The 23367-nt window shown below is 63.8% G+C and carries 24 protein-coding genes and 1 tRNA gene; 12 read left to right on the top strand and 13 right to left on the bottom strand.

The annotated features are described in order from the left end of the window. Positions 1–14: 14 nt before the first annotated feature. Positions 15–1061 (bottom strand): L-glyceraldehyde 3-phosphate reductase, encoded by a 1047-nt coding sequence (gene mgrA, locus GBJ34_RS09905; RefSeq protein WP_151719098.1) that lies wholly within the window; start codon positions 1059–1061, stop codon positions 15–17. A gap of 72 nt (positions 1062–1133) precedes the next feature. Beyond that, a complete protein-coding gene (gene aroC / locus GBJ34_RS09900) occupies positions 1134–2234 on the bottom strand; it encodes a chorismate synthase (protein WP_151719097.1) in 1101 nt (366 codons plus the stop codon). A 177-nt stretch (positions 2235–2411) separates the two neighbouring features. Between aroC and yidD the strand changes: the two genes are divergently transcribed. Then, entirely contained in the window at positions 2412–2663 is a 252-nt protein-coding gene (gene yidD, locus GBJ34_RS09895; RefSeq protein WP_151719096.1) for a membrane protein insertion efficiency factor YidD, read from the top strand. A 53-nt stretch (positions 2664–2716) separates the two neighbouring features. Here yidD and GBJ34_RS09890 read toward each other — a convergent pair whose 3' ends face one another. After that, the gene (locus GBJ34_RS09890; protein ID WP_151719095.1) at positions 2717–3667 is read right to left on the bottom strand and encodes an L-threonylcarbamoyladenylate synthase; all 951 of its coding nucleotides are present in this window, start codon (positions 3665–3667) and stop codon (positions 2717–2719) included. 113 nt (positions 3668–3780) lie between these two features. Here GBJ34_RS09890 and GBJ34_RS09885 point away from each other — a divergent pair, with 113 nt between their 5' ends. The 3 genes from GBJ34_RS09885 to GBJ34_RS09875 are packed head-to-tail and all read left to right on the top strand — an operon-like array spanning position 3781 to position 7006. After that, complete coding sequence (locus GBJ34_RS09885; protein WP_151719094.1) at positions 3781–5481, top strand: acyl-CoA dehydrogenase; 1701 nt, start codon at positions 3781–3783, stop codon at positions 5479–5481. Beyond that, positions 5478–6506 carry an MBL fold metallo-hydrolase gene (locus GBJ34_RS09880; protein ID WP_151719093.1) on the top strand — a complete coding sequence of 343 codons (1029 nt, stop codon included), beginning with the start codon at positions 5478–5480 and terminating at the stop codon, positions 6504–6506. Before GBJ34_RS09885 ends, GBJ34_RS09880 begins: the two co-directional genes overlap by 4 nt. Beyond that, positions 6503–7006 carry a DUF6173 family protein gene (locus tag GBJ34_RS09875; RefSeq protein WP_151719092.1) on the top strand — a complete coding sequence of 168 codons (504 nt, stop codon included), beginning with the start codon at positions 6503–6505 and terminating at the stop codon, positions 7004–7006. The genes GBJ34_RS09880 and GBJ34_RS09875 overlap by 4 nt, the downstream gene beginning before the upstream one ends. A gap of 7 nt (positions 7007–7013) precedes the next feature. Here GBJ34_RS09875 and GBJ34_RS09870 read toward each other — a convergent pair whose 3' ends face one another. Both GBJ34_RS09870 and GBJ34_RS09865 read right to left on the bottom strand, forming a co-directional pair. Continuing rightward, complete coding sequence (locus tag GBJ34_RS09870; RefSeq protein WP_151719091.1) at positions 7014–7292, bottom strand: DUF6525 family protein; 279 nt, start codon at positions 7290–7292, stop codon at positions 7014–7016. Between the two features lie 4 nt (positions 7293–7296). Continuing rightward, positions 7297–8535, bottom strand: coding sequence for a GTP-binding protein (locus tag GBJ34_RS09865; protein WP_151719090.1), 1239 nt, complete (start codon positions 8533–8535; stop codon positions 7297–7299). Positions 8536–8864: 329 nt separating this feature from the next. Between GBJ34_RS09865 and GBJ34_RS09860 the strand changes: the two genes are divergently transcribed. Together GBJ34_RS09860 and GBJ34_RS09855 are read left to right on the top strand one after the other, a co-directional pair. Next, complete coding sequence (locus GBJ34_RS09860; protein WP_151719089.1) at positions 8865–9971, top strand: efflux RND transporter periplasmic adaptor subunit; 1107 nt, start codon at positions 8865–8867, stop codon at positions 9969–9971. A 14-nt stretch (positions 9972–9985) separates the two neighbouring features. Then, positions 9986–13072: an efflux RND transporter permease subunit gene (locus GBJ34_RS09855; RefSeq protein WP_151719088.1), complete on the top strand. Its 3087-nt coding sequence runs from the start codon at positions 9986–9988 to the stop codon at positions 13070–13072. 72 nt (positions 13073–13144) lie between these two features. Here GBJ34_RS09855 and GBJ34_RS09850 read toward each other — a convergent pair whose 3' ends face one another. After that, on the bottom strand, positions 13145–13726 hold the full coding sequence (locus GBJ34_RS09850; protein WP_151719087.1) for a LuxR C-terminal-related transcriptional regulator: 582 nt from the start codon (positions 13724–13726) through the stop codon (positions 13145–13147). A 156-nt stretch (positions 13727–13882) separates the two neighbouring features. On the opposite strand from GBJ34_RS09850, the gene GBJ34_RS09845 reads away from it, so the two are divergent. Next, entirely contained in the window at positions 13883–14590 is a 708-nt protein-coding gene (locus tag GBJ34_RS09845; protein WP_151719086.1) for a CoA transferase subunit A, read from the top strand. Between the two features lie 2 nt (positions 14591–14592). Next, positions 14593–15222: a CoA transferase subunit B gene (locus GBJ34_RS09840; RefSeq protein WP_151719085.1), complete on the top strand. Its 630-nt coding sequence runs from the start codon at positions 14593–14595 to the stop codon at positions 15220–15222. Positions 15223–15283: 61 nt separating this feature from the next. Here the strand turns inward: GBJ34_RS09840 and GBJ34_RS09835 are convergent, their stop codons facing one another. Next, positions 15284–15913 (bottom strand): SGNH/GDSL hydrolase family protein, encoded by a 630-nt coding sequence (locus tag GBJ34_RS09835; RefSeq protein ID WP_151719084.1) that lies wholly within the window; start codon positions 15911–15913, stop codon positions 15284–15286. Between the two features lie 122 nt (positions 15914–16035). Between GBJ34_RS09835 and GBJ34_RS09830 the strand changes: the two genes are divergently transcribed. From GBJ34_RS09830 to GBJ34_RS09820, 3 genes are read left to right on the top strand one after another with little or no spacing between them, the layout of a single operon-like run. Continuing rightward, complete coding sequence (locus GBJ34_RS09830) at positions 16036–16938, top strand: thioredoxin family protein (RefSeq protein ID WP_151719083.1); 903 nt, start codon at positions 16036–16038, stop codon at positions 16936–16938. 18 nt (positions 16939–16956) lie between these two features. Beyond that, entirely contained in the window at positions 16957–17595 is a 639-nt protein-coding gene (locus tag GBJ34_RS09825; protein WP_151719082.1) for an LON peptidase substrate-binding domain-containing protein, read from the top strand. Continuing rightward, positions 17592–17774 carry a Trm112 family protein gene (locus tag GBJ34_RS09820; protein WP_151719081.1) on the top strand — a complete coding sequence of 61 codons (183 nt, stop codon included), beginning with the start codon at positions 17592–17594 and terminating at the stop codon, positions 17772–17774. Before GBJ34_RS09825 ends, GBJ34_RS09820 begins: the two co-directional genes overlap by 4 nt. 280 nt (positions 17775–18054) lie before the next feature. On the opposite strand, the gene GBJ34_RS09815 is transcribed toward GBJ34_RS09820, so the two are convergent. The 6 genes from GBJ34_RS09815 to GBJ34_RS09790 form a co-directional block, all read right to left on the bottom strand. Beyond that, positions 18055–18846, bottom strand: a complete 792-nt coding sequence (locus tag GBJ34_RS09815; protein WP_151719080.1) for a cytochrome c1 — start codon at positions 18844–18846, stop codon at positions 18055–18057. A 17-nt stretch (positions 18847–18863) separates the two neighbouring features. Beyond that, positions 18864–20174, bottom strand: coding sequence for a cytochrome b (gene petB, locus GBJ34_RS09810; RefSeq protein WP_151719079.1), 1311 nt, complete (start codon positions 20172–20174; stop codon positions 18864–18866). A gap of 12 nt (positions 20175–20186) precedes the next feature. Continuing rightward, positions 20187–20747 carry a ubiquinol-cytochrome c reductase iron-sulfur subunit gene (gene petA, locus GBJ34_RS09805; protein WP_151719078.1) on the bottom strand — a complete coding sequence of 187 codons (561 nt, stop codon included), beginning with the start codon at positions 20745–20747 and terminating at the stop codon, positions 20187–20189. A 277-nt stretch (positions 20748–21024) separates the two neighbouring features. Continuing rightward, positions 21025–21636 (bottom strand): glutathione S-transferase, encoded by a 612-nt coding sequence (locus GBJ34_RS09800; RefSeq protein WP_151719077.1) that lies wholly within the window; start codon positions 21634–21636, stop codon positions 21025–21027. Between the two features lie 331 nt (positions 21637–21967). Beyond that, entirely contained in the window at positions 21968–22093 is a 126-nt protein-coding gene (gene ykgO / locus GBJ34_RS09795; protein WP_054302743.1) for a type B 50S ribosomal protein L36, read from the bottom strand. Positions 22094–22161: 68 nt separating this feature from the next. Next, a tRNA-Val gene (locus tag GBJ34_RS09790) sits at positions 22162–22236 on the bottom strand. A 145-nt stretch (positions 22237–22381) separates the two neighbouring features. Between GBJ34_RS09790 and GBJ34_RS09785 the strand changes: the two genes are divergently transcribed. Next, positions 22382–23257 (top strand): N-formylglutamate amidohydrolase, encoded by an 876-nt coding sequence (locus GBJ34_RS09785; RefSeq protein ID WP_151719076.1) that lies wholly within the window; start codon positions 22382–22384, stop codon positions 23255–23257. Positions 23258–23367 lie beyond the last annotated feature (110 nt).

Here is a 23367-nt window from a genome sequence, read left to right as displayed (position 1 = left end):
AGTTGCTTTCGCCCTCAGTTGCTTTCGGACGACCGCGCCCAGAGGTTGATATCCTCATCCGAGGCGATGCGGTCGATCTCGGCCAGCTCATCGTCGGTGAAGGCCAGATTGCCGATGGCACCGGCGCAATCCACCACCTGTTCTGGCTTTGAGGCCCCGATCAGCGCCGTGGTGATGCCCTCATGCCGCAGAACCCAGGCAATCGCCATCTGCGCCAGCGTCTGCCCGCGCGATTGCGCCAGCGCATCCAGCGCGCGCACGCTTTCCAGGGCACGGGGCGTGATGGTGGCGGGGTTCAGGCTCTTACCCTGCGCGGCGCGGCTGCCATCGGGGATGCCGCCCAGATATTTCCGGGTCAGGATGCCTTGTGCCAGCGGCGTGAAGGCGATGGAGCCGACACCAAGTTCTGCCAACGTCTCCTTCAGTCCATCGCGTTCAACCCAGCGGTTCAGCATATTGTAGCTGGGCTGATGGATCAGCAGCGGCGTGCCCATCTGGCGCAGGATTTCCACCGCCTGTCGGGTGCGGGCGGAATTGTAGCTGGAAATCCCGATATAGAGCGCGCGGCCCGACCGCACGATATGATCCAGCGCCCCCATCGTCTCTTCCAGCGGGGTCTCAGGGTCGAAGCGGTGCGAATAGAAGATATCGACATAGTCGAGGCCCATCCGCTTAAGGCTTTGATCGCAAGAGGCGATCAGATATTTGCGGCTGCCCCGGTCACCATAAGGCCCCGGCCACATATCGTAACCGGCCTTGGAGCTGATGATCAGTTCATCACGATAGGCCCCGAAATCTTGTTTCAGGATCTGGCCGAATGCCTCTTCGGCGCTGCCATAGGGGGGGCCGTAATTATTGGCCAGATCGAAATGGGTGATGCCGTGATCAAAGGCCGTGCGGCAGATCGCACGTTTCACCTGATGCGGCGTATCCTCGCCGAAATTATGCCAAAGGCCAAGGCTGACCGCCGGAAGTTTGAGGCCGGACTTGCCGCAACGGCGATAGACCATCCGGTCATAACGGTTCTCGGCGGGGTGATAGCGTTCGGGAAACGGGCTCATCGGGTTCTCCTCTTTGCGCGGGATGCTAGCGCAAACAGAAGGGCAGCCCAACCCCACCCGTGACAGGATATGTCAGCCGATTTCGCCCCGAACGCCCGCCGTCTGGCCACGATCCATCAGCAGATGATCAAGGATGACACAGGCCATCATCGCCTCGCCCACCGGCACGGCGCGGATGCCCACGCAGGGGTCATGGCGGCCCTTGGTGATCAGCTCGATCTCGTCGCCCGTCGCGGTGATGGTGCGGCGCGGGGTCAGGATCGACGAGGTCGGCTTGACCGCGAAACGCACGACCACATCCTGCCCGGTGGAAATGCCGCCCAGGATTCCGCCCGCATGGTTCGACAGGAACATCGGCCCGTCATTGCCCATGCGGATCTCATCGGCGTTTTCCACCCCGGTCAGCTCGGCGGCCGCCATGCCATCGCCGATCTCCACCGCTTTCACGGCATTGATCGACATCATCGCCGCCGCCAGATCGCTGTCGAGTTTGGCATAAAGCGGCGCACCAAGACCTGCGGGCACGCCCGAGGCCACGACCTCGATCACCGCGCCGACGGAGTTGTGGCTTTTGCGCAGACCGTCCAGATAATCCGCCCAATCAGCTGCGGCCACCGCATCGGGGCACCAGAACGGGTTCTGCTCGATCTGGGCCGCGTCAAAGCGCGCCCGGTCAATCTTGTGCGGGCCGATCTGCACCATATAGCCGGTGATCTTCAGCCCCGGCACCAGCTGCGCCAGCGCCGCACGGGCAACACCACCGGCTGCAACCCGCGCCGCCGTTTCCCGCGCCGAGGACCGGCCACCGCCGCGATAATCGCGCAAGCCGTATTTCTGGTGATAGGTGATATCGGCATGACCGGGGCGGAAGGATTTGGCGATCTCGCCATAATCTTTCGACCGCTGGTCGGTGTTTTCGATCATCAACTGGATCGGCGTCCCGGTAGAGCGGCCATCAAAGGTGCCCGACAGGATCTTCACCGCGTCCGGCTCTTGCCGCTGGGTGGTGAACTTGTTCTGCCCCGGCTTGCGCTTGTCCAGCCAGTGCTGCAACGCCTCAGCCGCGATCTCCACCCCCGGCGGGCACCCATCCACCGTGGCCCCAAGCGCCGGCCCATGGCTCTCGCCCCAGGTGGTGACGCGGAACAGATGGCCGAAGGTGTTGAAGCTCATGGTCGCCTCCCGATGATCGCGCCCCGCTTTTAGGCGAAAGACAAGCCGCGCGAAACCCCGAAGCGGCAGGCACCCTCTCTGGCGCTTTGGCCCATCCTGCGGCAGAATGGGCGTCATGGAATTGCGCCATCACATGACGATCAGCCTGCACAGCACCGGATCGGGGCGGCACGCCGCATGACCCCGCTTGCGCATCTGATCGCGCTGCCGGTGCGGGCCTACCGGCTGGTGCTCAGCCCCTGGGTCGGGCATGGCTGCCGCTTTCAGCCGACCTGTTCCGCCTTTGCACTGGAGGCGCTGCAACGCCATGGCGGGCTGAAGGGCGGCTATCTGACCGCGCATCGCCTGTGCCGCTGCCATCCATGGGGCGGGCATGGCTATGATCCGGTGCCGGGGGCTGACCCCGCGCATGACGCGGGCAAAACCTGATCCCGAAATCTGATCGGAACGGTCACGATTTTTCGTCGAAAAATCGCAGCGCCTCAGGGCCGGGGCGCAGCCGCACGGCGCAGCCGGTCATTGATGGCACGGCCAAGGCCCTGCTCGGGCACGGGCGCAAAGGCAATCGCCCCGCCCGGTCCCGCCAATGCGTCCGCTTCGCGCAGCACATGAAACAGCCGCGACGCAGCCTCCAGCAAATCGCCGGTTTCTGACAGTGCAAGCTGCCCCTTCACCGCGCCAAAGCCCACCAGAACCTCGCCCGGCCGTGCCTCGGTTGCATTCAGCCGGACCCCGGCCTCTGGCGCGTAATGCGAGGCCAATTGCCCCGGCGCTTTCGGCGTGGCGGGATCACCGGGCAAAAGCAGCGGCTGACCCAACGCCGCCTCGATATCCTCCACCGGCACGCCGCCGGGGCGCAGCAGCGCGGCTGCGCCATCCATTGCGATGATGGTGCTTTCCACCCCCACCGTGCAGGCACCGCCATCCAGAACCGCGTCGATCCGCCCCGCAAGCCCGGCCAGCACATGGTCGGGCCGCGTGGCTGAAACCCGGCCGGAAGGATTGGCCGAAGGTGCCGCCAGCGGCAGCCCGCATTCCCGCAGCAGGGCCTGCGCCAGCGGATGCGCGGGCAGCCGGATGGCCACGGTCGAAAGCCCCGCCGTCACCAGCGGCGACAGCCGGGCCCCCGCGCGCAGCGGCAAAACCATGGTCAGCGGACCGGGCCAGAATCTTGCAGCCAAAGTCTGCGCCGCAGGTGTCAGCACCGCGTAGCGTTCCACCGCCGCCAGATCCGGCAGATGCACGATCAACGGGTTGAAGGCGGGGCGGTTCTTTGCGGCATAGATCCCGGCCACGGCCTGGTCATCGCCCGCATTTGCCGCCAGGCCATAGACCGTCTCCGTCGGCATGGCGACCAGACCGCCCGCGTTCAGGATCGCTGCGGCCTCAATGATGCCCGCAGGATCGGGCGCAAGGATGCGGGTTTCTGTCATCTGTGACGCAGCGTTGAGGTTGAGGCCGTTTGACCTTGCGTTAGTCTCAGGGCCAAAGATGTGCCCCAGATAGACCCGCGCGGCCCGGATGCCAAGCGCGGCAAGGAGACCAGATGCCCTATCGCGCGCCCGTATCCGAATATCTTTTCACCTTTGACCATGTGGTCGGGCTGGACCAGGTCGCCGCGACCGAACTGTTCGCCGAGGCCACCGGCGAGACGGTGGAGGCGATTCTGTCCGAGGCGGGCAAGATGTGCACGGATATTCTCGCGCCCCTGAACCGCAATGGCGATCTGCATCCGGCACGGCTGGAAAATGGCGTGGTGCGCACCTCGCCCGGTTTCGCCGATGGCTTTCGCGCGATCGCGACGGGTGGCTGGATCGGCATGGCGGCGGATCCCGAACATGGCGGCATGGGTCTGCCCTTCTCCATCGCGACAGCGGTCAATGAGATGGTCGGGTCGGCCTGTCTGGCGCTGCAACTGAACCCCCTGATGACCCAAGGCCAGATCGAGGCGCTGGAGCATCACGCCAGCGATGCGATCAAGGCGCTCTATATCCCCAAGCTGATCTCGGGCGAATGGTGCGGCACCATGAACCTGACGGAAAGCGGCGCAGGGTCCGATGTGGGGGCGCTGCGCACCCGGGCCGAGCGCAACGGCGACGGCACCTATGCCATCACCGGCCAAAAGATCTTCATCACCTGGGGCGATAACGATTTCGCGCAGAATATCTGCCATCTGGTGCTGGCCCGCCTGCCCGATGGTGCGCCGGGCACCCGCGGCATCAGCCTGTTCATGGTGCCGAAATTCATCCCTGACGCGGCGGGAAATCCGGGACCGCGCAATAGTCTGGGCGTGGTCAGTCTGGAACATAAACTGGGCCTGCATGGCTCACCCACGGCGCTGATGGATTATGCGGGTGCCACCGGCTGGCTGATCGGCGAGGAACACAAGGGCATGGCTGCGATGTTCACCATGATGAACAATGCCCGCCTTGGGGTCGGGATGCAGGGCGTGGCAGTGGCCGAGGCCGCCTTTCAAAAGGCGCTGGACTATGCGCAGGAACGCAAGCAGGGCAAGACGCCGCTCGGGGCGGGCGCGATCATCGACCATGCCGATGTGCGCCGGATGTTGGCGGTGATGAAGACCGAGACCTTCAGCGCCCGCGCCATTGGTCTTGCCTGCGCTGTGGCGCTGGATATGGCGCGCGCCACAGGGTCGGCGGATTGGGCGGCGCGGGCGGCGCTTCTGACACCCATCGCCAAGGCCTTCGGCACCGATATCGGCAATGAGGTGGCGCAGCTTGGCCTTCAGGTCCATGGCGGCATGGGCTTCATCGAGGAAACCGGGGCCGCGCAATTCGCCCGCGATGTGCGGGTGACGTCGATCTATGAGGGCACCAACGGCATTCAGGCGATGGATCTGGTCGGGCGCAAGATGATGGATGGCGGGGCCGCCGCCCAGCGCCTGCTGCAAGAGATCGAGGATCACGCCGGCGAGGCGCGCGCAGCCCAGCCCGACCTGGCAAGTGCGGTCTGGAATGCAGCCGAGGCGTTGCGTGATGCGACCGACTGGCTGGTCGGACAAGAGGCGGATGACCGCAATGCGGGTGCCACCGCCTATCTGCGCGCTTTTGCCCGGGTCCTGGGCGGACATTACCATCTTAAGGCGGCGCTGGCTGACCTGACCCGCCTGCCGCTGGCGGCTGTCGCGATCAAGCGCCTGCTGCCCGAGCATCTGGCGCTGATCGCACAGATGCGCGAAGGTGCCGCCGGGATCTACGCCCTGACGCCGGAGCGCCTCGCCTCGTGACCGCCGCGATCCGCACCCCCCATGCCACCCCGCCCGAACCCGGCGCGGCCATCGAGGTCGCGCCCGGCGTGTTGTGGATGCGCTTGCCGCTGCCGATGGCGCTGGATCATGTGAATACCTATGCGCTGGATGATGGTGATGGATGGACCATCATCGATACCGGCTTTGACAGCCGCCGCTCCCGCGCCGAATGGCAGGCGCTGCTGGCTGGCCCGCTGACCGGGCGACCGGTGCGGCGCGTGGTGGTCACCCATCACCACCCCGATCATGTCGGGTTGGCTGGCTGGTTTCAGGCGCAGGGGGCCGAGCTTGCCATGCCGCGCACCGGCTGGCTTTACGCGCGGATGCTGGTTCTGGACAATCAGCCGCTGCCGGGGCCGGAACAACTGGCTTTCTGGCGCGGCGCAGGGATGGATCCCGCGTTGCTGTCCAAACGCGCGGGCGAACGCCCCTTCAACTTTTCCGATATGGTCCACCCGCTGCCGCCGGGCTTCACCCGGCTCATCGAGGGCGGCACGATCACCATGGGCGGGCGGCGCTGGACCATCCGCATGGGCGATGGCCATGCCCCCGAACATGCGACCTTCTGGAGCGAGGACGATGATCTGGTGATCGGCGGCGATCAGTTGCTGCCCTCGATCTCGCCCAATGTCGGGGTCTACCCGACCGAGCCGCTGGCCGATCCCTTGGGCGACTGGATCGAAAGCTGCACCCGGCTTGCCGCCCATGCCGAAGCCCGGCATCTGGTTCTGCCCGGCCACAAGCTGCCCTTTTCCGGCTTGCCGATCCGCCTGCGCCAGATGGAGGAAAACCACCGTTCCGCCATCAACCGGCTGCTCGATCACCTGGCTACGCCCAGCAGCGCGACCGCCTGTTTCCCGGTGCTGTTCAAGCGTCAGATCGGCGAGGCGGAATATGGCCTTGCCTTGGTCGAGGCGGTGGCGCATCTGAATTACCTCTTGCATCGCGGGCTGGCCCGGCGCTTCCTGACCCCTGAAGGGATCTGGCTATGGGAGCGGGCATGAGCGGTGAAGACATCAGGGCGGGGCAGGAAATCAGGACATCCGCCGAGGTGATGGAGGCATCCGCCCTGCCCTGCGCGGGCGTTGTCCATTGCGACCCGAATGCCCCGGCCACGCCGGAACAGCAGCCCTTGCCCGCAGCCGTCGCCCGCCAACCCGTTGAGGATAAAAGCGAAGCCCAATGGGCCTATGAGCGGCTGATCCTTTACATCCGCAATTTCGAACAGCAGCTGGATGCCAGGCAAGAGGTCGCGATGGGCTTTGCCGGTGGCGAAGCGGGCGTGCTCAGGATCGAAGGGCTGGGCTATTTCGACCCCGATCTGGTGACCTTTTATGGCCGTGACGAGGCCGGCCAGAAGATGCAGCTGGTGCAACATGTGACACAGTTGAACGTGGTGCTGCGTGCGGTGCCCCATAGCGGGCCGGAAGAGCCCGCACGCCGTATCGGCTTTCGCCTTGCACCCGACTGGGATGCGCCTGTCGCCCCGCAGGCCGAGGTCTGATCCGGCCTCAGCCCTGATCCGCGGCCGGATGCCCCGCGCCCCAGATCTTTGGCACATCCCGGGCCAGCATCCGCTGTTCGGTCAATTGCATCCGGCGCAGCATGGCCTGCACATCACCCGCTTCCTCGCGTTGCAGCCGCAACCAAAGCCTATGGGCGGAATGCGGGCTCCATGGCAGGGCCGCCTGCGCCAGCCAGTGCCGCAAGGTGAGGGGCAGCCGGTCATACCGATCCATGGGCCGGGCGCGGATACGGCATTTCAGCCTTGTGGCAAGGTTGCGGCGCATCGGATCAAGCGACCTTGCGCCCGCCCCATTGCGGGAAGGGGTCGGGCAGATCCAACCAGCGCGCGGGCGTAAAGCCCTGATCTGCCACCAACGCCGCATCCAATGCGGCCCGGATCGCCGCTTCATCCATCCCGGAACCGATAAAGGCCAGCTCCTGCCGCCGGTCGCCCCATGGATCCTGCCACTGCGCCATCACCTCGGCCAGCGCATCGGGATGGCCGGGCCAACGCTCATGCGGGACCGAAGCCCACCATCCGCCCATCGGAGTCACGGTCGATATCGCCCCCGCCAGCGAAAACTCCACCGCCCAGTCGGGCCGCGTCGCGATCCAGAAATGCCCCTTGGCGCGGATGACGCCGGGCAGATCGCCGTTCAGCACCGCATGGATGCGGCGCGGATCGAACGGCTTGCGCGCGCGATACACGAAAGAGGTAATGCCGTATTCCTCGGTTTCCGGCAGGTGATCGGCAAAACCGTAAAGCTCCTTCGCCCACATCGGGTGCATATGGGCGCGGTCAAAATCGAAACGCCCGGTGTCAAAGATCGCATCCGCACCAACGCGGCTGAAATCGGTCTCGATCAGCAGGGCATCGGGGTTCAGTGCCCGCACGATCTTGCGCGCCTGATCCAGCAGCAAAGGCCCGGCCTCGGTCACCTTGTTCAAGATGATGACATCGGCAAATTCCATCTGGTCGGTCAGCAGATCGACCAGCGTGCGGGGATCATCCGCGCCCAGACTTTCACCGCGTTCCGACAGAAAATCATGGCTGGAGAAATCGGCTGTCAGGTTCACAGCGTCGACCACCGTCACCATCGTATCAAGGCGCGCCACATCCGACAGGCTTGCCCCATCGGCATCGCGGAAATCGAAGGTGGCCGCCACCGGCAGCGGCTCGGCGATGCCGGTGGATTCGATCAACAGATAGTCAAAGCGCCCCGCCTCGGCCAGACGGCGCACCTCGGCCAGCAGATCGTCGCGCAGGGTGCAGCAGATGCAGCCATTGGTCATCTCTACCAGCTTTTCCTCAGATCGTGACAGCTCCGCGCCACCGCGCACCAGATCAGCGTCGATGTTCACCTCGGACATATCATTGACGATGACCGCCACACGGCGGCCGTCGCGATTGTTCAGGATGTGATTCAGCAACGTGGTTTTTCCGGCCCCCAGAAACCCCGAAAGAACGGTGACGGGCAGGCGGGGATCTTTTCGCGGACGGGCATCGCGGTGCGGGCTGGCGGACATCAGGGCCTCACAAACTGATATGTTATATCATAACTATTACCTAAGCGACTACCTTTCCGCAAGAGGGGCCGCAAGCCCGCCCCCATATCACAGCCCACATGATCACTCCGCCCCCCCTTTGCGCGCAGTCACATCACGGCAAAGCCCGGCCAGACCAACCGATTGCCGCACCAATCGCCTAAACTTGGGCTGATTTGGCCATATCTGACCGCAATCTTGCCTGCGGGGATGCAAGAGTGAATTGACTTGGACAGCTGTCCGGGGCTTACAAGCACCTGAAGGCCGGATTGCGCGATCCGGTGCCACATGGCAATTGCAGGAGTAACCGGATGTTCAAGCGGCTCGCCATAGCGATCGTTCTACTTGGCCTTGTTGTGGGTGGGATCGTCTGGTTCAAATACTTCCGCGATGGAATGATCGCCCAGTTCCTGTCAGGCATGGTGCCCCCGCCGGTGGCGGTGAACGCCGAAACCGTCGAGGCGGTCACATGGGAGCCGGGCATTGAGGCCGTCGGCACCGCCCTGTCCGCGCGCGGCGTCGATCTGGCGATCGAATCCGGCGGCGTGGTCCGCGAGATCCTGTTCAAAGGCAATGACACCATCACCCAGAAGCAGCATCTGGTGCAGATCGATGATGACAGCGAACGCGCGGCACTGGCGGCGGCTTCGGCCTCGCTGAATGTCGCGCTGGCCGAAGCCAAGCGCGCGAAAACCCTGTCGGATCGTGGCGTGGGGGCCGCGACCACCGTGGAAAGCGCCGATGCGCAGGCCGAAAGCGCCCGCGCACAGGTGGCACAGATGCAGACCGCGCTGGATCAAAAACAACTGACCGCGCCCTTCGCGGGCGTGATCGGCATCCCGCAGATCGAGGTTGGGCAATATGTCTCGCCCGGCACGGTCTATGCGACCCTGCAGGATCTGGATCAGATGCGCGTCGATTTCGCGGTGCCGGAACAGCGCATCGCCGATATGAAACTGGGCGGCGCGGTCAGCGTCACCTCCGAGGTCGGCGATCTCAGCGCCAAAGGCCAGATCATCGCCATCGAGCCCAAGGTCGATCCGAATTCGCGTCTGGTCACCGTGCGCGCCGAGGTAGAGAATACCTCCGGCAAGCTCTATCCTGGGCAATTCCTGCGGGTGCGCATCGCGCTGCCCAGCGAGGAAGGCGTGATTGCGGTGCCGCAAACCGCTGTCGCCTCCTCGCTTTATGGCGATTCGATCTATGTCATCCGCAAGGGTGAGGGCGAGGCCGCCGATGAATTGAAGGCCGAACAGGTCTTCGTGACACTTGGCCGCCGCTCCGGCGCGCGGATCGAGGTGGTCAAGGGGATCGCTGCCGGCGACGAGATCGTGACCTCGGGCCAGAACCGCCTGACCTCTGGCGCGCGGGTGCAGATCGACAACTCGGTGCCGCTGAACGCGGCGGCGGGCGAATAAGGGCGGGTTGGGTCATGCATTTCTCCGAAATCTTCATCCGACGCCCGGTCCTGTCATCGGTGCTGGCGGCGCTGATCCTGTTCCTTGGCCTTGCGGCCGTGGTCAATCTGCCGGTGCGCCAATACCCCGAGGTGGAGGAGACGGTGATCACCGTTTCCACCGTTTATGCGGGTGCCGCGCCCGATCTCATTCAAGGCTTCATCACCGCCCCCATCGCCTCGGCGGTCTCCACCACCGAGAATATCGATTATGTGACCACGGCCTCGCGCCCTTCATCCTCGACGGTGACGGTGCAAATGAAGCTGGGGGCCGACCCCGATATCGCGCTGACCGAGGTGATGTCGAAGGTGCAGCAGGTGCGCGGTCAGCTGCCGTCGGAATCGGATGATCCGGTGATCGTCAAGGGCACCGGCCAGACCTTCGCGCTGATGTATCTGGCGGTTCAGAACCCCAATATGACACCCGAACAGCTGACCGAATATCTGGAACGCGTGGTGCGCCCGCGTGTCACCAATATCGACGGCGTCGCCCAGATGGAGATCATGGGCGCGTCGGAATATGCGATGCGGATCTGGCTGGATCCGTTGCAGCTTTCGGCGCGCGGGGTCACCGCCTCCGAGGTTCTGGCAGCGGTCCGGTCGTCGAACTTCCTGTCGGCGCCGGGCAAGACCGAGAACGAATATTTCATCTATTCGCTGACGCTTGAATCCACCATCCAGACCGCCGAAGCCTTCGGTGCGCTGCCGCTGGTGCAGGGCAAGAACGGCGTGGTGCGGCTGCGCGACGTGGCGGAGGTGGAGCTTGCCTCCGGCGCGCGTGAGGCCATCGTGACCTTCGCGGGCGAGCCCGGCACCTTCATCGGCATTATTCCCGCCCCGGGCGAGAACCAGCTGGATGTGGCCGGCAATGTGCTGGCGGAACTGCCACGGCTGAACGACACGCTGCCGCAGGGCATGACCATCAAGATGGTCTACGATTCGACCGAAACCATCGCCGCCTCGATCAGCGAGGTGTTCAAGACCATCGCCGAGGCCGTGGCCATCGTGGTCGTGGTGATCCTGCTGTTCCTTGGCTCGTTCCGGTCGGTGCTGATGCCCATCGTCACCATCCCGCTATCGCTGATCGGGGTCTGTGCCATCATGCTGGCGCTTGGTTACTCGATCAACCTGCTGACGCTGCTGGCCATGGTGCTGGCCATCGGGCTTGTGGTCGATGACGCCATCGTGGTGGTGGAAAACATCCACCGCCATATCGATGACGGGCTATCACCTGCCCGTGCCGCCATCCTCGGCATGAAGGAAATCACCGGGCCGGTCATCGCCATGACCATCACGCTGGCCGCGGTGCTGGCGCCGCTGGCCTTTACCGGCGGATTGACCGGGTCGCTGTTCACCGAATTTGCGCTGACGCTGGCAGGGTCTGTGGTGATTTCCGGCCTTGTCGCCTTGACCATCACCCCGGCCATGTCGGCCCGGCTTTTGACCCATGGCACACCCGGGCGGTTCCAGAAGATCGTCGATAAGGTGCTGAACGGTGTCGCCAATTGGTATGAGCGGCGGGTGTCCTCGTCGCTGGATTACCGGCCCGTCACGCTTTTGATGGTGGTGTCGCTGCTGGGTGCCACGGGATTCATGTTCCTGAACACCTCGTCGGAACTGGCCCCGGAGGAAGATCAGGGCGCGCTGTTCGCCATCCTGAACGGGCCGCGCTATGCGACGCTGGAATATACCGATGCCTTCACCGCCGAAATCGGCAAGCGCACCTCTGACATCCCCGAGGTGCAGACCTCGTTCTCGGTGGCAGGCATGGGCGGGGCGGACAATACCGGCTTCTATATCTGGGCGCTGAAGGACTGGTCCGAACGCGACCGCAGTCAGGCCGAATTGCAGGCGCAGATTCAGGGCGCGCTGGATACCGCGCCGGGGCTGCAAGGCTATGTCTTTGCACCGCCATCGCTGCCAGGTGCCGGGGGCGGCCTGCCAATTTCCATGGTGATCCAGTCGATCCATGCGCCCGACCGCGTGGTGGAAATTGCCGAGGAAGTGCGGCTGAAAGCCATGCAAAGTGGCATGTTCATCGTGGTGCAGAACAGCCTGTCCTTTGACGCGCCGCAGGTCCGTGTGGTGATCGATCGCGACCGCGCGGCCAATCTGGGCGTGCCGGTCAGCGAGATCGGCAATACGCTGGGCCTTCTGGTCGGTGGCGGTGCCATCGCGCAGTTCGACCGCGATTCGAACAGCTATGACATCATCACGCAGGTGCCACGCGACTGGCGCGACAACCCTGAACGGCTGGGCGATTTCTTCGTGCGCGCCTCGTCAGGGGCCATGGTGCCGCTGTCTTCGGTGGTGACGATGGAGCCTGGCGTGACCGCCGCCGCGATCGAGCAGTTCAATCAGTTGAACTCTGCCACGCTGTCGGCCATGCCGATGCCGGGCGTCTCGACCGGGGTCGCCCTGGCCGAGATGGAGCGGATCGCAGCCGAGGTGATGCCCGATGGCTTCTTCCTGGATTATTCCGGCCAGTCGCGACTGGAAAAGACCGAAGGCAACACCATCCTGCTGGCCTTTGGTGCGGCGCTGATCGTCATCTATCTGGTGCTGGCGGCGCAGTTCGAAAGCTTCCGCGATCCCTTCATCATCATGATGTCGGTGCCGCTGTCGGTGTTCGGGGCCATGCTGCCGCTTTACATGGGGGCCAGCACGCTGAACATCTACACGCAGGTTGGTCTGATCACGCTGATCGGTCTGATTACAAAGCACGGGATTCTGATGGTGGAATTCGCCAATCAGCAGCGTGAGGAGCACGGGCTGTCGCGTCGTGCGGCCATCGTGGCCGCCGCAAAAACCCGTTTGCGTCCGATCCTGATGACCACCGCCGCCATGGCGCTGGCGGTGGTGCCGCTGATCATCGCCGAAGGCGCGGGCGCAGCGGCGCGTCAGGCCATGGGTCTGGTGATCTTCACCGGCCTGCTGATCGGCACCATCTTCACCCTGTTCGTGGTGCCGATGTTCTACACGCTGATCTCGCGCAGCGATGCCTCCTACACCCTGCATCGCCGCGCAGTGGAGAAGGAATTCGGCCCCGGCGAAGCGCATTGACGGCACAGCCGGACCAAACCAGAAGGGGGCCACCGGCCCCCTTTTTTCATGCCCGGATGTCCCGCCCTTGGGTCAGGCCGGATCGCCTGCCACCAGCAAGCGGCTGACCAGCTCGAAACTGTTGCGCACCTGCATCTTGCGGATCATGTTTGCCCGATGCACTTCCACCGTGCGGGGCGAACAATCCAGCGCCAGCGCGATTTCCTTGCTGGTAAAGCCGTTCACGAGATAGCGCGCCACGCGCTTCTCCGCCGCGGTCAACAGGCTTGCCGCCCCGCGCTGCGCCTCCAACGGGCGATAGGTCCAGATCGCCAGCCTTTGCGGATCATCTGGGTCCAGCGCGCGGCCCCGCCCTTCCATCCAGACCACCTGCCCGTCCTTGCGTCGCATGAAGCGTTCATCGGTATAAACCGCGCGATCCTGCATCGCCTTGCGGGCGCGCGCCCCGATCACCTCATAATCCGTCTCACCGGGGTAAAGCAGCCGGATCGACTGCCCCTCCAACTCGCGCGGGGGCCAGCCAAACACCGTCTCCACCATCAGGCTGGCCTGCAGGATCACACGATCAGCCAGAACCAGCGTCGCATCGGGCGCGTGGCGAAAGCCCAGCCGTTCAATATCGGGCGTCGCGCGTGGCCCCGCCACCATGGCCATGTCCCGCCTCCCCCCAGAAATACGTAGCCGACTACGTATTCTTACGGATGGATGCCAATCCTGCAATCCCGCAGGATCAGCGGCAGCCATCCACGGACAGCCCAGCTGGGAAGCATCTGTCTGCTTGGGGCTTTTCTTCACCGGAGAGCGGAATAGATGGGATTTACGAAAGTCTACAACAGCGCGGGAGAGGCGCTTGATGGTCTGCTGTTCGACGGCATGACCATCGCGGCGGGGGGGTTCGGACTTTGCGGCATTCCCGAATTGCTGATCGACGCGCTGGTGGCAAGCAAGGTCAAGAACCTGACCATTGCCTCCAACAATTGCGGCGTTGACGGCTTCGGTCTGGGCAAACTGCTCGACACCAAGCAGATCAAGAAGATGATCTCGTCCTATGTGGGCGAGAATGCCGAGTTCATGCGCCAGTATCTTTCGGGCGAACTCGAACTGGAATTCAACCCGCAGGGCACGCTGGCCGAGCGGATGCGCGCAGGCGGCGCAGGGATCCCCGGCTTTTACACCGCAACCGGCGTGGGCACCGTCATTGCCGATGGCAAGGAAACCAAGATCTTCAACGGCCGTGAATATGTGCTGGAAACCGGCCTTGTCATGGATCTGTCGATCGTGAAGGCGTGGAAGGCTGATCCGTCGGGCAACCTTGTCTTCCGCAAGACCGCGCGGAACTTCAATCCGCCCGCCGCGACCTGCGGCAAGGTCTGCGTGGTCGAGGTCGAAGAGATCGTGCCGCTGGGCAGCCTTGATCCCGATCACATCCACCTGCCGGGCATCTATGTGCATCGCATCATCCAAGGCGAGCACGAGAAGCGCATCGAACAGCGCACCACGCGCAAACGGGAGGCTTGATTATGGGTTGGGACAGAAACCAGATGGCCGCCCGCGCCGCGCAGGAATTGCAGGACGGCTGGTATGTGAACCTCGGCATCGGCATTCCGACGCTGGTGGTGAACTACATCCCCGAAGGCGTGAACGTCACGCTGCAATCGGAAAACGGTATGCTGGGCATGGGCCCCTTCCCCTATGAGGGCGAGGAAGACCCGGATCTCATCAATGCCGGCAAGCAGACCATCACCGAACTGCCGCAGACCGCCTATTTCGATTCTGCCCAATCCTTCGCGATGATCCGCGGCGGCAAGATCGCGATGGCGATTCTGGGCGCGATGGAGGTGTCCGAATCCGGCGATCTGGCGAACTGGATGATCCCCGGCAAGCTGGTCAAGGGCATGGGCGGCGCGATGGATCTGGTCGCGGGTGTCGGCCGCGTGGTGGTGGTGATGGATCACACCAACAAGGCGGGCGAATCGAAGGTGCTGAAAGCCTGCACCCTGCCGCTGACCGGGCGTTCCGTGGTGAATCGCATCATCACCAATATGGGGGTGCTGGATGTGGTCGAAGGCGGGCTGAAGCTGGTCGAACTGGCAGATGGCGTGACCGAAGCCGAGTTGCGCGCGGCGACCGAGGCCACGTTGGTGAACTGAGGCCGGGCCATTGCGGCCGGATATAGAAAAGGGCCGGGGTCATCCCCGGCCCTTTTCTGCATTACAGGCGGCGCACGGATTCGGCGACGGCCTGCCCCAGACGGGCATGGCTTTCGGCGCTGAAATGCACGCCGTCCACCGGGCTGACCGAAATCACCTGCCCCGCATCAAGGAACCCCACCCCGCGCGAGGCGGCAAGATCCGCGTAAAGCGGTGCCAAAGCCTGCGACTTGGCCGCAGCGCCCCAGAAATCCGGCGCAAGAATGCCAGTTTCCACCACCGGCGGCGGGCAGATCAGCAGGATCTTGAAGCCGCCATGCCGGGTTTGCAGCTCGATGCCGGTGGCCAGATCCAGCAGGCAGGCCACACCGCCCATCACCGTCTCGGGGCTGGCGCCAAAGCGGGTCTTCACGTCATTGGTGCCCAGCATGATGGTCAGCGCATCCAGCGGCCCATGGCTTTGCAGCGCCTGCCGCAGCGCAGGCGCCCCGTCCATCATGCCATCCATGCAAGGATCGGGGAATTGCGCGGTGCGCCCGGGCAGCCCCTCTTCGACCAGGTCCCAGCCAAGCGCGCGGGCCATGACCTGCGGCCAGCGGGTTGCGGCGTCATAACGCTCATAGGTCATGCGGTCGGTCATCGGCGGCGAGCCATGGGTATTGCTGTCGCCGAAGGTCAGGATCACGGGCATGGCCACCTCTTGCATGGGTTGCCACCAGCCTAGCGGCTTGGCAGCCGGGCTGCAAAGCCTCTTGGCCTTTGCGATGCAAGCGCCCATATAAAGGCAAACCCGTTATCCCGCATGAGGACCGCATGTTCGGACTGACCGATACCCCCGCCCCGCAGGCCGATCTGATCAAGGACACGTCTGAGGCCACCTTCATGGCCGATGTCATCGAGATGAGCCGTGAGGTTCCGGTCATCGTCGATTTCTGGGCACCCTGGTGTGGCCCCTGCAAGCAGCTTGGCCCCGCGCTGGAGGCGGCGGTGACGGCGGCGAAGGGCCGCGTCCGCATGGTGAAGATCAATGTGGATGAGAACCAGATGATCGCATCTCAGCTGCGCATCCAGTCGATCCCCACGGTCTATGCCTTCTGGCAGGGCCAGCCGGTCGACGGCTTTCAGGGCGCGCTGCCGGGGTCGGAGATCCAGAAGTTCATTGATCGCGTGGCGGCTGTTGCCGGTGACGGCGGTCTGGGCGAGGCCCTGACCATGGCCGAGGAATCGCTGGCCGCTGGCGAGGCCGATGCCGCCGCCGAAATCTTTGGTGCGATCCTTGGCGAAGAGCCCGAGAATGCTGCGGCCTTCGGTGGCCTTGTGCGCGCGCATCTGGCCGCCGGCAATGCCGAACAGGCCGAAACCCTGCTGGCAAGCGTGCCCGCCAAGATCGCCCAGGCGCAAGAGGTGGAGACCGCCCGCGCCCAGATCGAACTGGCGAAACAGGCCGCCAATGCCGGGCCCGAGGCCGATCTGCGCGCCGCTGTTGCCGCCGACCCTACCAATCTGCAAGCGCGCTTTGATCTGGCCGTGGCGTTGAACGCCGCCGGCAAGGTCGAAGAGGCGGTAGATACGCTGCTGGATCTGTTCCGCATCGACCGGGAATGGAATGAGGGCGCGGCCCGCACCCAGCTCTTTACCATCTTCGATGCGCTGAAGCCGCAGGACCCGATCGTGCTGAAGGGGCGGCGCAAGCTGTCTTCGATGATCTACGCCTGACGGCCAAGGAGGCGGTCCATGTCCCGCGCCATCGATCTGCCCGAGGTGATTCCGGTTTTTGTGCTGCCCGGCGCGCTGCTTTTGCCGCGTGGCCGCCTGCCCTTGCATATCTTCGAGCCGCGCTATCTGGCGATGCTGACCGATTGCATGAAGACCGATCACCGGCTGATCGGCATGGTGCAACCGCATGAGACGCCCGGCGGCACCCGCCTGCACAGCATCGGCTGTGCCGGGCGGCTGACCAGCTTTTCCGAAACCGATGACGGGCGCTATATGGTTACCCTGACGGGCATCGCGCGGTTCCGCATCCGTGACGAGGTGCAGGGCTTTACGCCCTATCCGCGCCATGTCGCGGACTGGTCCGACTTTGCCCGAGACATGGCCGGGCCGGAAACCGATCCGGATTTTGATCGTGCGGCGTTCCTCGATCTTCTGGCGCGCTATTTCGCGGCACAGGGCCTGTCGACCGATTGGGACAGCCTGCAGGAAGCCGAACCGGATTTGCTGATTACCACATTGTCGATGCTCTGCCCGTTCGAGCCTGCCGACAAACAGGCGCTGCTGGAAGCTCCGTCTTTGCAGACCCGCCGCGAGACCTTGAATACATTGATGGAGATCGCCCTGCGCGGCGGCACCGAAGGAGATCCGCTGCAATGAGCGACACGACCCAAACCGACCGCCGTATGCTGGAGGCGCTGGTCTGCCCGGTGACGCAGGCCCAGTTGACCTGGGATGCAGAACGGCAGGAGCTGATCTCCAAGGCGGCCAATCTGGCCTTCCCGGTGCGCGACGGCATCCCGATCATGCTGGTCTCCGAGGCCCGCGCGCTGGAGTGACCTGCATCGCCCCCTGGGGCGTTCCGCGCGGCCAGTTGTTGGGCGACTGCCCTTCTGCGACGCGGGGCAGCCCCTGATCGGCGCATCTGAACAGCCACAGCTCTGCGCGCCCGCTGGGTAGGCCTTGATCCAGAAACCTGTCGCCTTCGCCCGCATCCTGACCATTCCGTGGAAAAGCCCTTGCGGCACCCGGGTGCTCCGGCACCTCTCGCTCCACACCAAACAAAAACCCCGCAAGCAAGGCTTGCGGGGTTTTTGACTTGTTCAGGTCAGGCGCCGATCAGGCGGCCTTCTTGCCCTTGATACCCGACCACAATTTCTTGTTGGTCAGATAGAGCAGGGTCGACAGACCGATCAGGAACATCACGGCCACGAAGCCCATCTTCTTGCGGGCCATCAGCTTTGGCTCGGCGGTCCACATCAGGAATTCCGACACGTCCAGCGCCATCGCATCCACCGTGGCCGGGTGGCCGTCGATGAAGGTGACCTGATCCGCCGCAAGCGGCGGGGGCATGGCGATCCAGCCGCCCGGGAAGGCGTGGTTCTCGTAGAAGGTGGTGCCAGCCTCGACCTTTTCCTCGCCGGTATAGCCGGTCAGGATGGCGTGGATATATTCCGGGCCACCGATGCCGTTCACCAACTGGCTGATGCCGGTGCCGTAGGGGCCATGAAAGCCCGCACGCGCCTTGGCCATCAGGCTGAGGTCGGGCCCCATGCCTTCGCCCGAACGGGTCGGGAACTTGTCGGTCCATTCGCGCGGGCGCTCATCACCATTGGGCAGCACGACCGAGTCGAGGCCCGCTGCATAGGCGCGCACCTGATCGGCGGGCAGTTCTGGCCCGCCCTCGTCGGCCAGCGTCCGGATCGGCACGAATTTCATGCCATGGCAGGACGAGCAGACCTCGGTGTAAACCTGCAGCCCACGCTGGAGCTGGTTCTTGTCGAAGGTCCCGAAGGGGCCTTCATAGGCGAAATCCACATCCGGGATATGGCTTTCGCCGCCAGCCGCCGAAGCGGCACCCGTCATCAGGCAAAGGGCCGAGACGGCGCTGATTGCGATATTGCGAAGCATCTTCGTCCGTTCCTTTCTCACTCGGCTGCCGGGTAATGGGCCTTGAAGTCCTCTTCGATCGTCGCCGGTTGCGGCAGGGGCTTCTCGATGATGCCCAGCAGCGGCAGGATGATGAGGAAATAGGCGAACCAATACGTTGCAGCCACCAGCGAGATCCAGTCATAGGGCGGATCGGTCGGCATCGCGCCCACCCACATCAGCACCACGAAATCGACGCAGAGCAGCGCGAACCACCATTTGAACATCGGGCGGAAACGGCCCGAACGCACGCGCGAGGTATCCAGCCACGGCACCAGCGCCATGATCGCGATCGCGCCGAACATCGCCAGCACGCCGAAGAACTTGGCGTCGACGATGCCGAAGGTGATGAACTGCACGAACTGCACCGCCCAGACATCGGCCGTGAAGGCGCGCAGGATGGCGTAGAAGGGCAGGAAATACCATTCCGGAACGATATGCGCAGGCGTCGCCAGCGGGTTCGCCTCGATATAGTTGTCCGGGTGGCCAAGGTAGTTCGGCATGAAGCCGACGATGGCGAAGAACACCACCATGATGACGGCCAGTGCCAGCAGGTCCTTGATCACATAATAGGGCCAGAACGGCACGGTGTCTTTCGCGGCTTCCTCTTTCGAGGTGCGGCGCACTTCAACCCCGGTCGGGTTGTTGTTGCCAGTGGTGTGGAAGGCCCAGAAGTGAACGGCAACCAGACCGGCAATCACGAAGGGCAGCAGGTAGTGCAGCGAGAAGAAGCGGTTCAGCGTCGCATTGTCGACGGCAGGCCCGCCCAGCAGCCAGTCCTGGATTGACGGCCCGATGCCGGGAATGGCCCCGAACAGGCCGGTGATCACGGTCGCGCCCCAGAAGGACATCTGGCCCCAGGGCAGAACATAGCCCATGAAGGCGGTGCCCATCATCACCAGATAGATGATCATCCCGATGATCCAGGTCACTTCGCGCGGGGCCTTGTAGGACCCGTAGTACAGACCACGGAAGATGTGCAGGTAGACGGCCACGAAGAACAGCGAGGCGCCGTTGGCGTGCAGATAGCGAATGGCCCAACCGCCATTCACGTCCCGCATGATATGTTCGACCGAGGCAAAGGCCAGATCGACATGCGGGGTGTAGTGCATCACCAGCACGATGCCGGTCACGATCTGCAGCGCAAGGCAGAAGGTCAGAACGATGCCCCAGATCCACATCCAGTTGAGGTTCTTGGGGGTGGGGAAGGTCACGAAATCTACGACAAGCCCGACGATGGGAAGGCGTACGTGCAACCACTTCTCGATGCCCGTCTTGGGCTCGTAGTGGTCGTGCGGAATACCGGCCATGTCTGTCTCTCCTCAGCCCAGCAGGATGGTGGTTGCGTCAGTGAACTGCGCCTGCGGAACATCGAGATTGCGCGGCGCGGGTCCTTTGCGGATGCGGCCTGCGGTATCGTAATGCGACCCGTGGCAAGGGCAGAACCAGCCGCCGAACTCGCCCGCGCCATTGCCGAGCGGCACGCAGCCGAGATGGGTGCAAACCCCGAGCATCACCAGCCATTCGCCGGCTTCATCAAGGGTGCGATTCTCGTCCTTGGCATCGGCCCCGGGCTTGTTGGCATTTTCCGCATGGGTGTCGATCAGGTCAGAAAGCTGAACGGCACGACCGGCTTCGATCTCTTCCGGGGTGCGGCGGCGGATGAATACCGGCTTGCCGCGCCATTTGACGGTGAGTTGCGAGCCCACGGCAACAGCGGAGACGTCGACATAGATCGCGGCAAGGGCGCGCACGTCGGCGGAGGCATTCATCTGGTTCACAAGCGGCCAGACAGCGGCGCCGGCGGCAACCGCGCCGGCCCCGGCCGTCGCATAATACAGGAAATCCCTGCGGGTGCCTGCGTGATCTTCTGCGTGGGACACGGATCTTCTCCCTCTCAAGGGCCGCCTCATTGCGACCCATGCAAAATCTGGGCGGCGGTTTCCCGACACCTTGATGGGCGGGTTTTAGCCAAGCGGTGTTGTTACGTCCAGCGGTCAAAGCCGCGCAGGTGTCAGGAAGCCACGGTTTTGTCCCTGTGTGACCTTGAAGGCGCGCCCCACCCTTCCTATGACGGCGCTAACAGCCCATGCAGCACGATAAAATCCGGTATTTCAGATACCTATTTCCCGACTGTTTTTCTGTCGTTTTATCCCTGATTCACGCCACCGGCGGGCGCGTTGCAAGCATCGCCGGGCAGCCTGAAAACTCTGCCTCCCAGGCGGCAAGATGGGGGTGATCGGCACGCCAGCTGCGGTCGCCATGGCGGAAATCCAGATAGCTGAGCGCTGCCCCCACCGCGATCTGCCCCATGTTGAGCGGCCCGTTCAGCAGGCCCATCCAGCGCGTTTCCAGCATGTCCAGCGCCCGGGCAATCTTGCCCCATTGCCCCTCGACCCATGGGGAATGCCGCCGGTCCTCGGGGCGCACACGCCATTCGTAAACCATCAGAAGGGCCGCATCGAGGATCCCATCCGCCGTGGCCTCCAGAGTCAGCACCGACCATTCCACATCGCCCGCGCCATAAAGCCCGGCACCCGCCTGCATATCGATCCAACGACAGATGACGCGGCTGTCATAGATCACCTCGCCACTGTCCAGCTCCAGCGCGGGGATCTTGCCCAGGGGGTTCTGCGCGATGATCGTGGCATCCGGTGCGACCGGCGTGCCCGACACCGGCACCAGATCGACCCGCGGCAACAGCCCGGTCTCGATCAGCGCCACCATGACCTTGCGCACATAGGGCGAGGTCGGTGAATGGAACAGGCGCATCATGTTCTCCCTGGCTTGTCGCGACGTGATACCGCCACGTCACATGCTGGCATCAACGATTTCACTTGGGCAGGGCAGCACTGTCAATGCAGGCAGACCGAATGAAAGACGGCATGATCGGACGGAAGCTGGCAACGCGGAGCCATCTCGGCCCCGGCAATCCGCGTCCTGCCACCCGGTATCAAAGCAGACATTTCTACGCCATATCGGCAAATATGCCGGCTGTCCGAAGATGATTCCCTGCCCATGATGGGGCAGGATGGATCAAGACAAAGAAAAAGGCCGCGCCAAGCAATGCTGGCACGGCCTTTCTGCAATCTGCGGCAAAGCCTCAGCCCTGACGGGCCTTGTAGCGCTTCTGGGTCTTGTTGATCACATAGACCCGGCCTTTACGGCGCACAACCTGACAGTCGCGGTGACGCGTCTTCAGCGAGCGCAGCGAGTTCTTGACCTTCATGGCCATCTCTCCCAATCGCGGCGCGCATGCGCCTTGAAACTTGTGCCTTCTTGCGAAAGCGGTGAAAATGGTGGGCGGTACTGGGATCGAACCAGTGGCCACTACGATGTCAACGTAGTGCTCTACCGCTGAGCTAACCGCCCACGCCCCGTTTCGGTGCCGCCGCTGCGCCTTTGCCAAACACTGGCAGGCGCGGCAACCCCGCGTCGGTGGAGGGGTCTATAAAGAGAGTCGCCGGGGGGATCAAGAGGCTTTCGGTGCAGAAAAATTCCGCGCTATATCTGTGTCATGTCATTCCGCACCGCAACAGAAGTCTATGACCTGATCCGTCCCGTCCAGCAGACGGAACCGTTGATCTTTTCATCGCCCCATAGCGGTCGCGCCTATTCCAAAACCTTCCTTGCGCGCAGCGAGCTCGATTCGCGGCTGATCCGGTCTTCCGAGGATGCCTTTGTGGACGACCTGTTTGCAGCCGCCCCCGATCATGGCGCGCCGCTGCTGCTGGCACATGCCCCGCGCGCCTGGCTGGATCTGAACCGCGCCCCGGATGAATTGGACCCGGCCTTGATCGAGGGCGTCTCGCGGCCACCACATAATCCGCGCATCTCATCCGGCTTGGGGGTGATTCCCCGCGTGGTCGCGCAGGGCCGTCCGATCTATCGTGGCAAGATCGCCCGCTCCGAGGCGGATGAGCGGCTGACGCGTTTCTGGCACCCCTATCACGCCGCGTTGCGCGCCCTGATGGACGAGACGCATCGCCATTTTGGCAGCGCCGTGCTGATCGATTGCCATTCGATGCCACATGAGGCGATCGAGATGCATGGCCGCCCCGGCAGTCCCCAACCGGAGGTGGTGCTGGGTGATCGCTTCGGGGCCGCAGCCGGGCGCGACATCACCGGCCGGATCGAAGCCGCCTTCCAAAGCGCCGGCCTGCGTGTCAGCCGCAACGCCCCCTTTGCCGGTGCCTATATCACCCAGACCTATGGTCGCCCGTCGCGCAGGCAGCACGCCATCCAGATCGAGATTGACCGCAGCCTATATATGGACGAAGCCCGCATTGAAAAACGCCCTGATTTCGACGCCTTCCGCAGATTGATGACAGGGGTGATCGCAGAGATTGCCCGGGGCTTCGCCTGCGGTGGCGGCGCGCTTGCCGCCGAATAGCGGAAAGCGCAGATTTGTGACCTTTATCAGTAACTCCGGCCATTTGCCGCAGGTCGTGCGATCGCCCCTTCCGGGCCATATCCTCGACACATTGCCCTATGATTGAGTGG

The organism is Gemmobacter serpentinus, assembly GCF_008973825.1.
In the GTDB taxonomy this organism is placed as follows: Bacteria; Pseudomonadota; Alphaproteobacteria; order Rhodobacterales; family Rhodobacteraceae; genus Gemmobacter; species Gemmobacter serpentinus.
The sequence above is the reverse complement of the archived record's forward strand: the minus strand, read 5'-3'. Positions and strand labels throughout refer to the sequence as shown.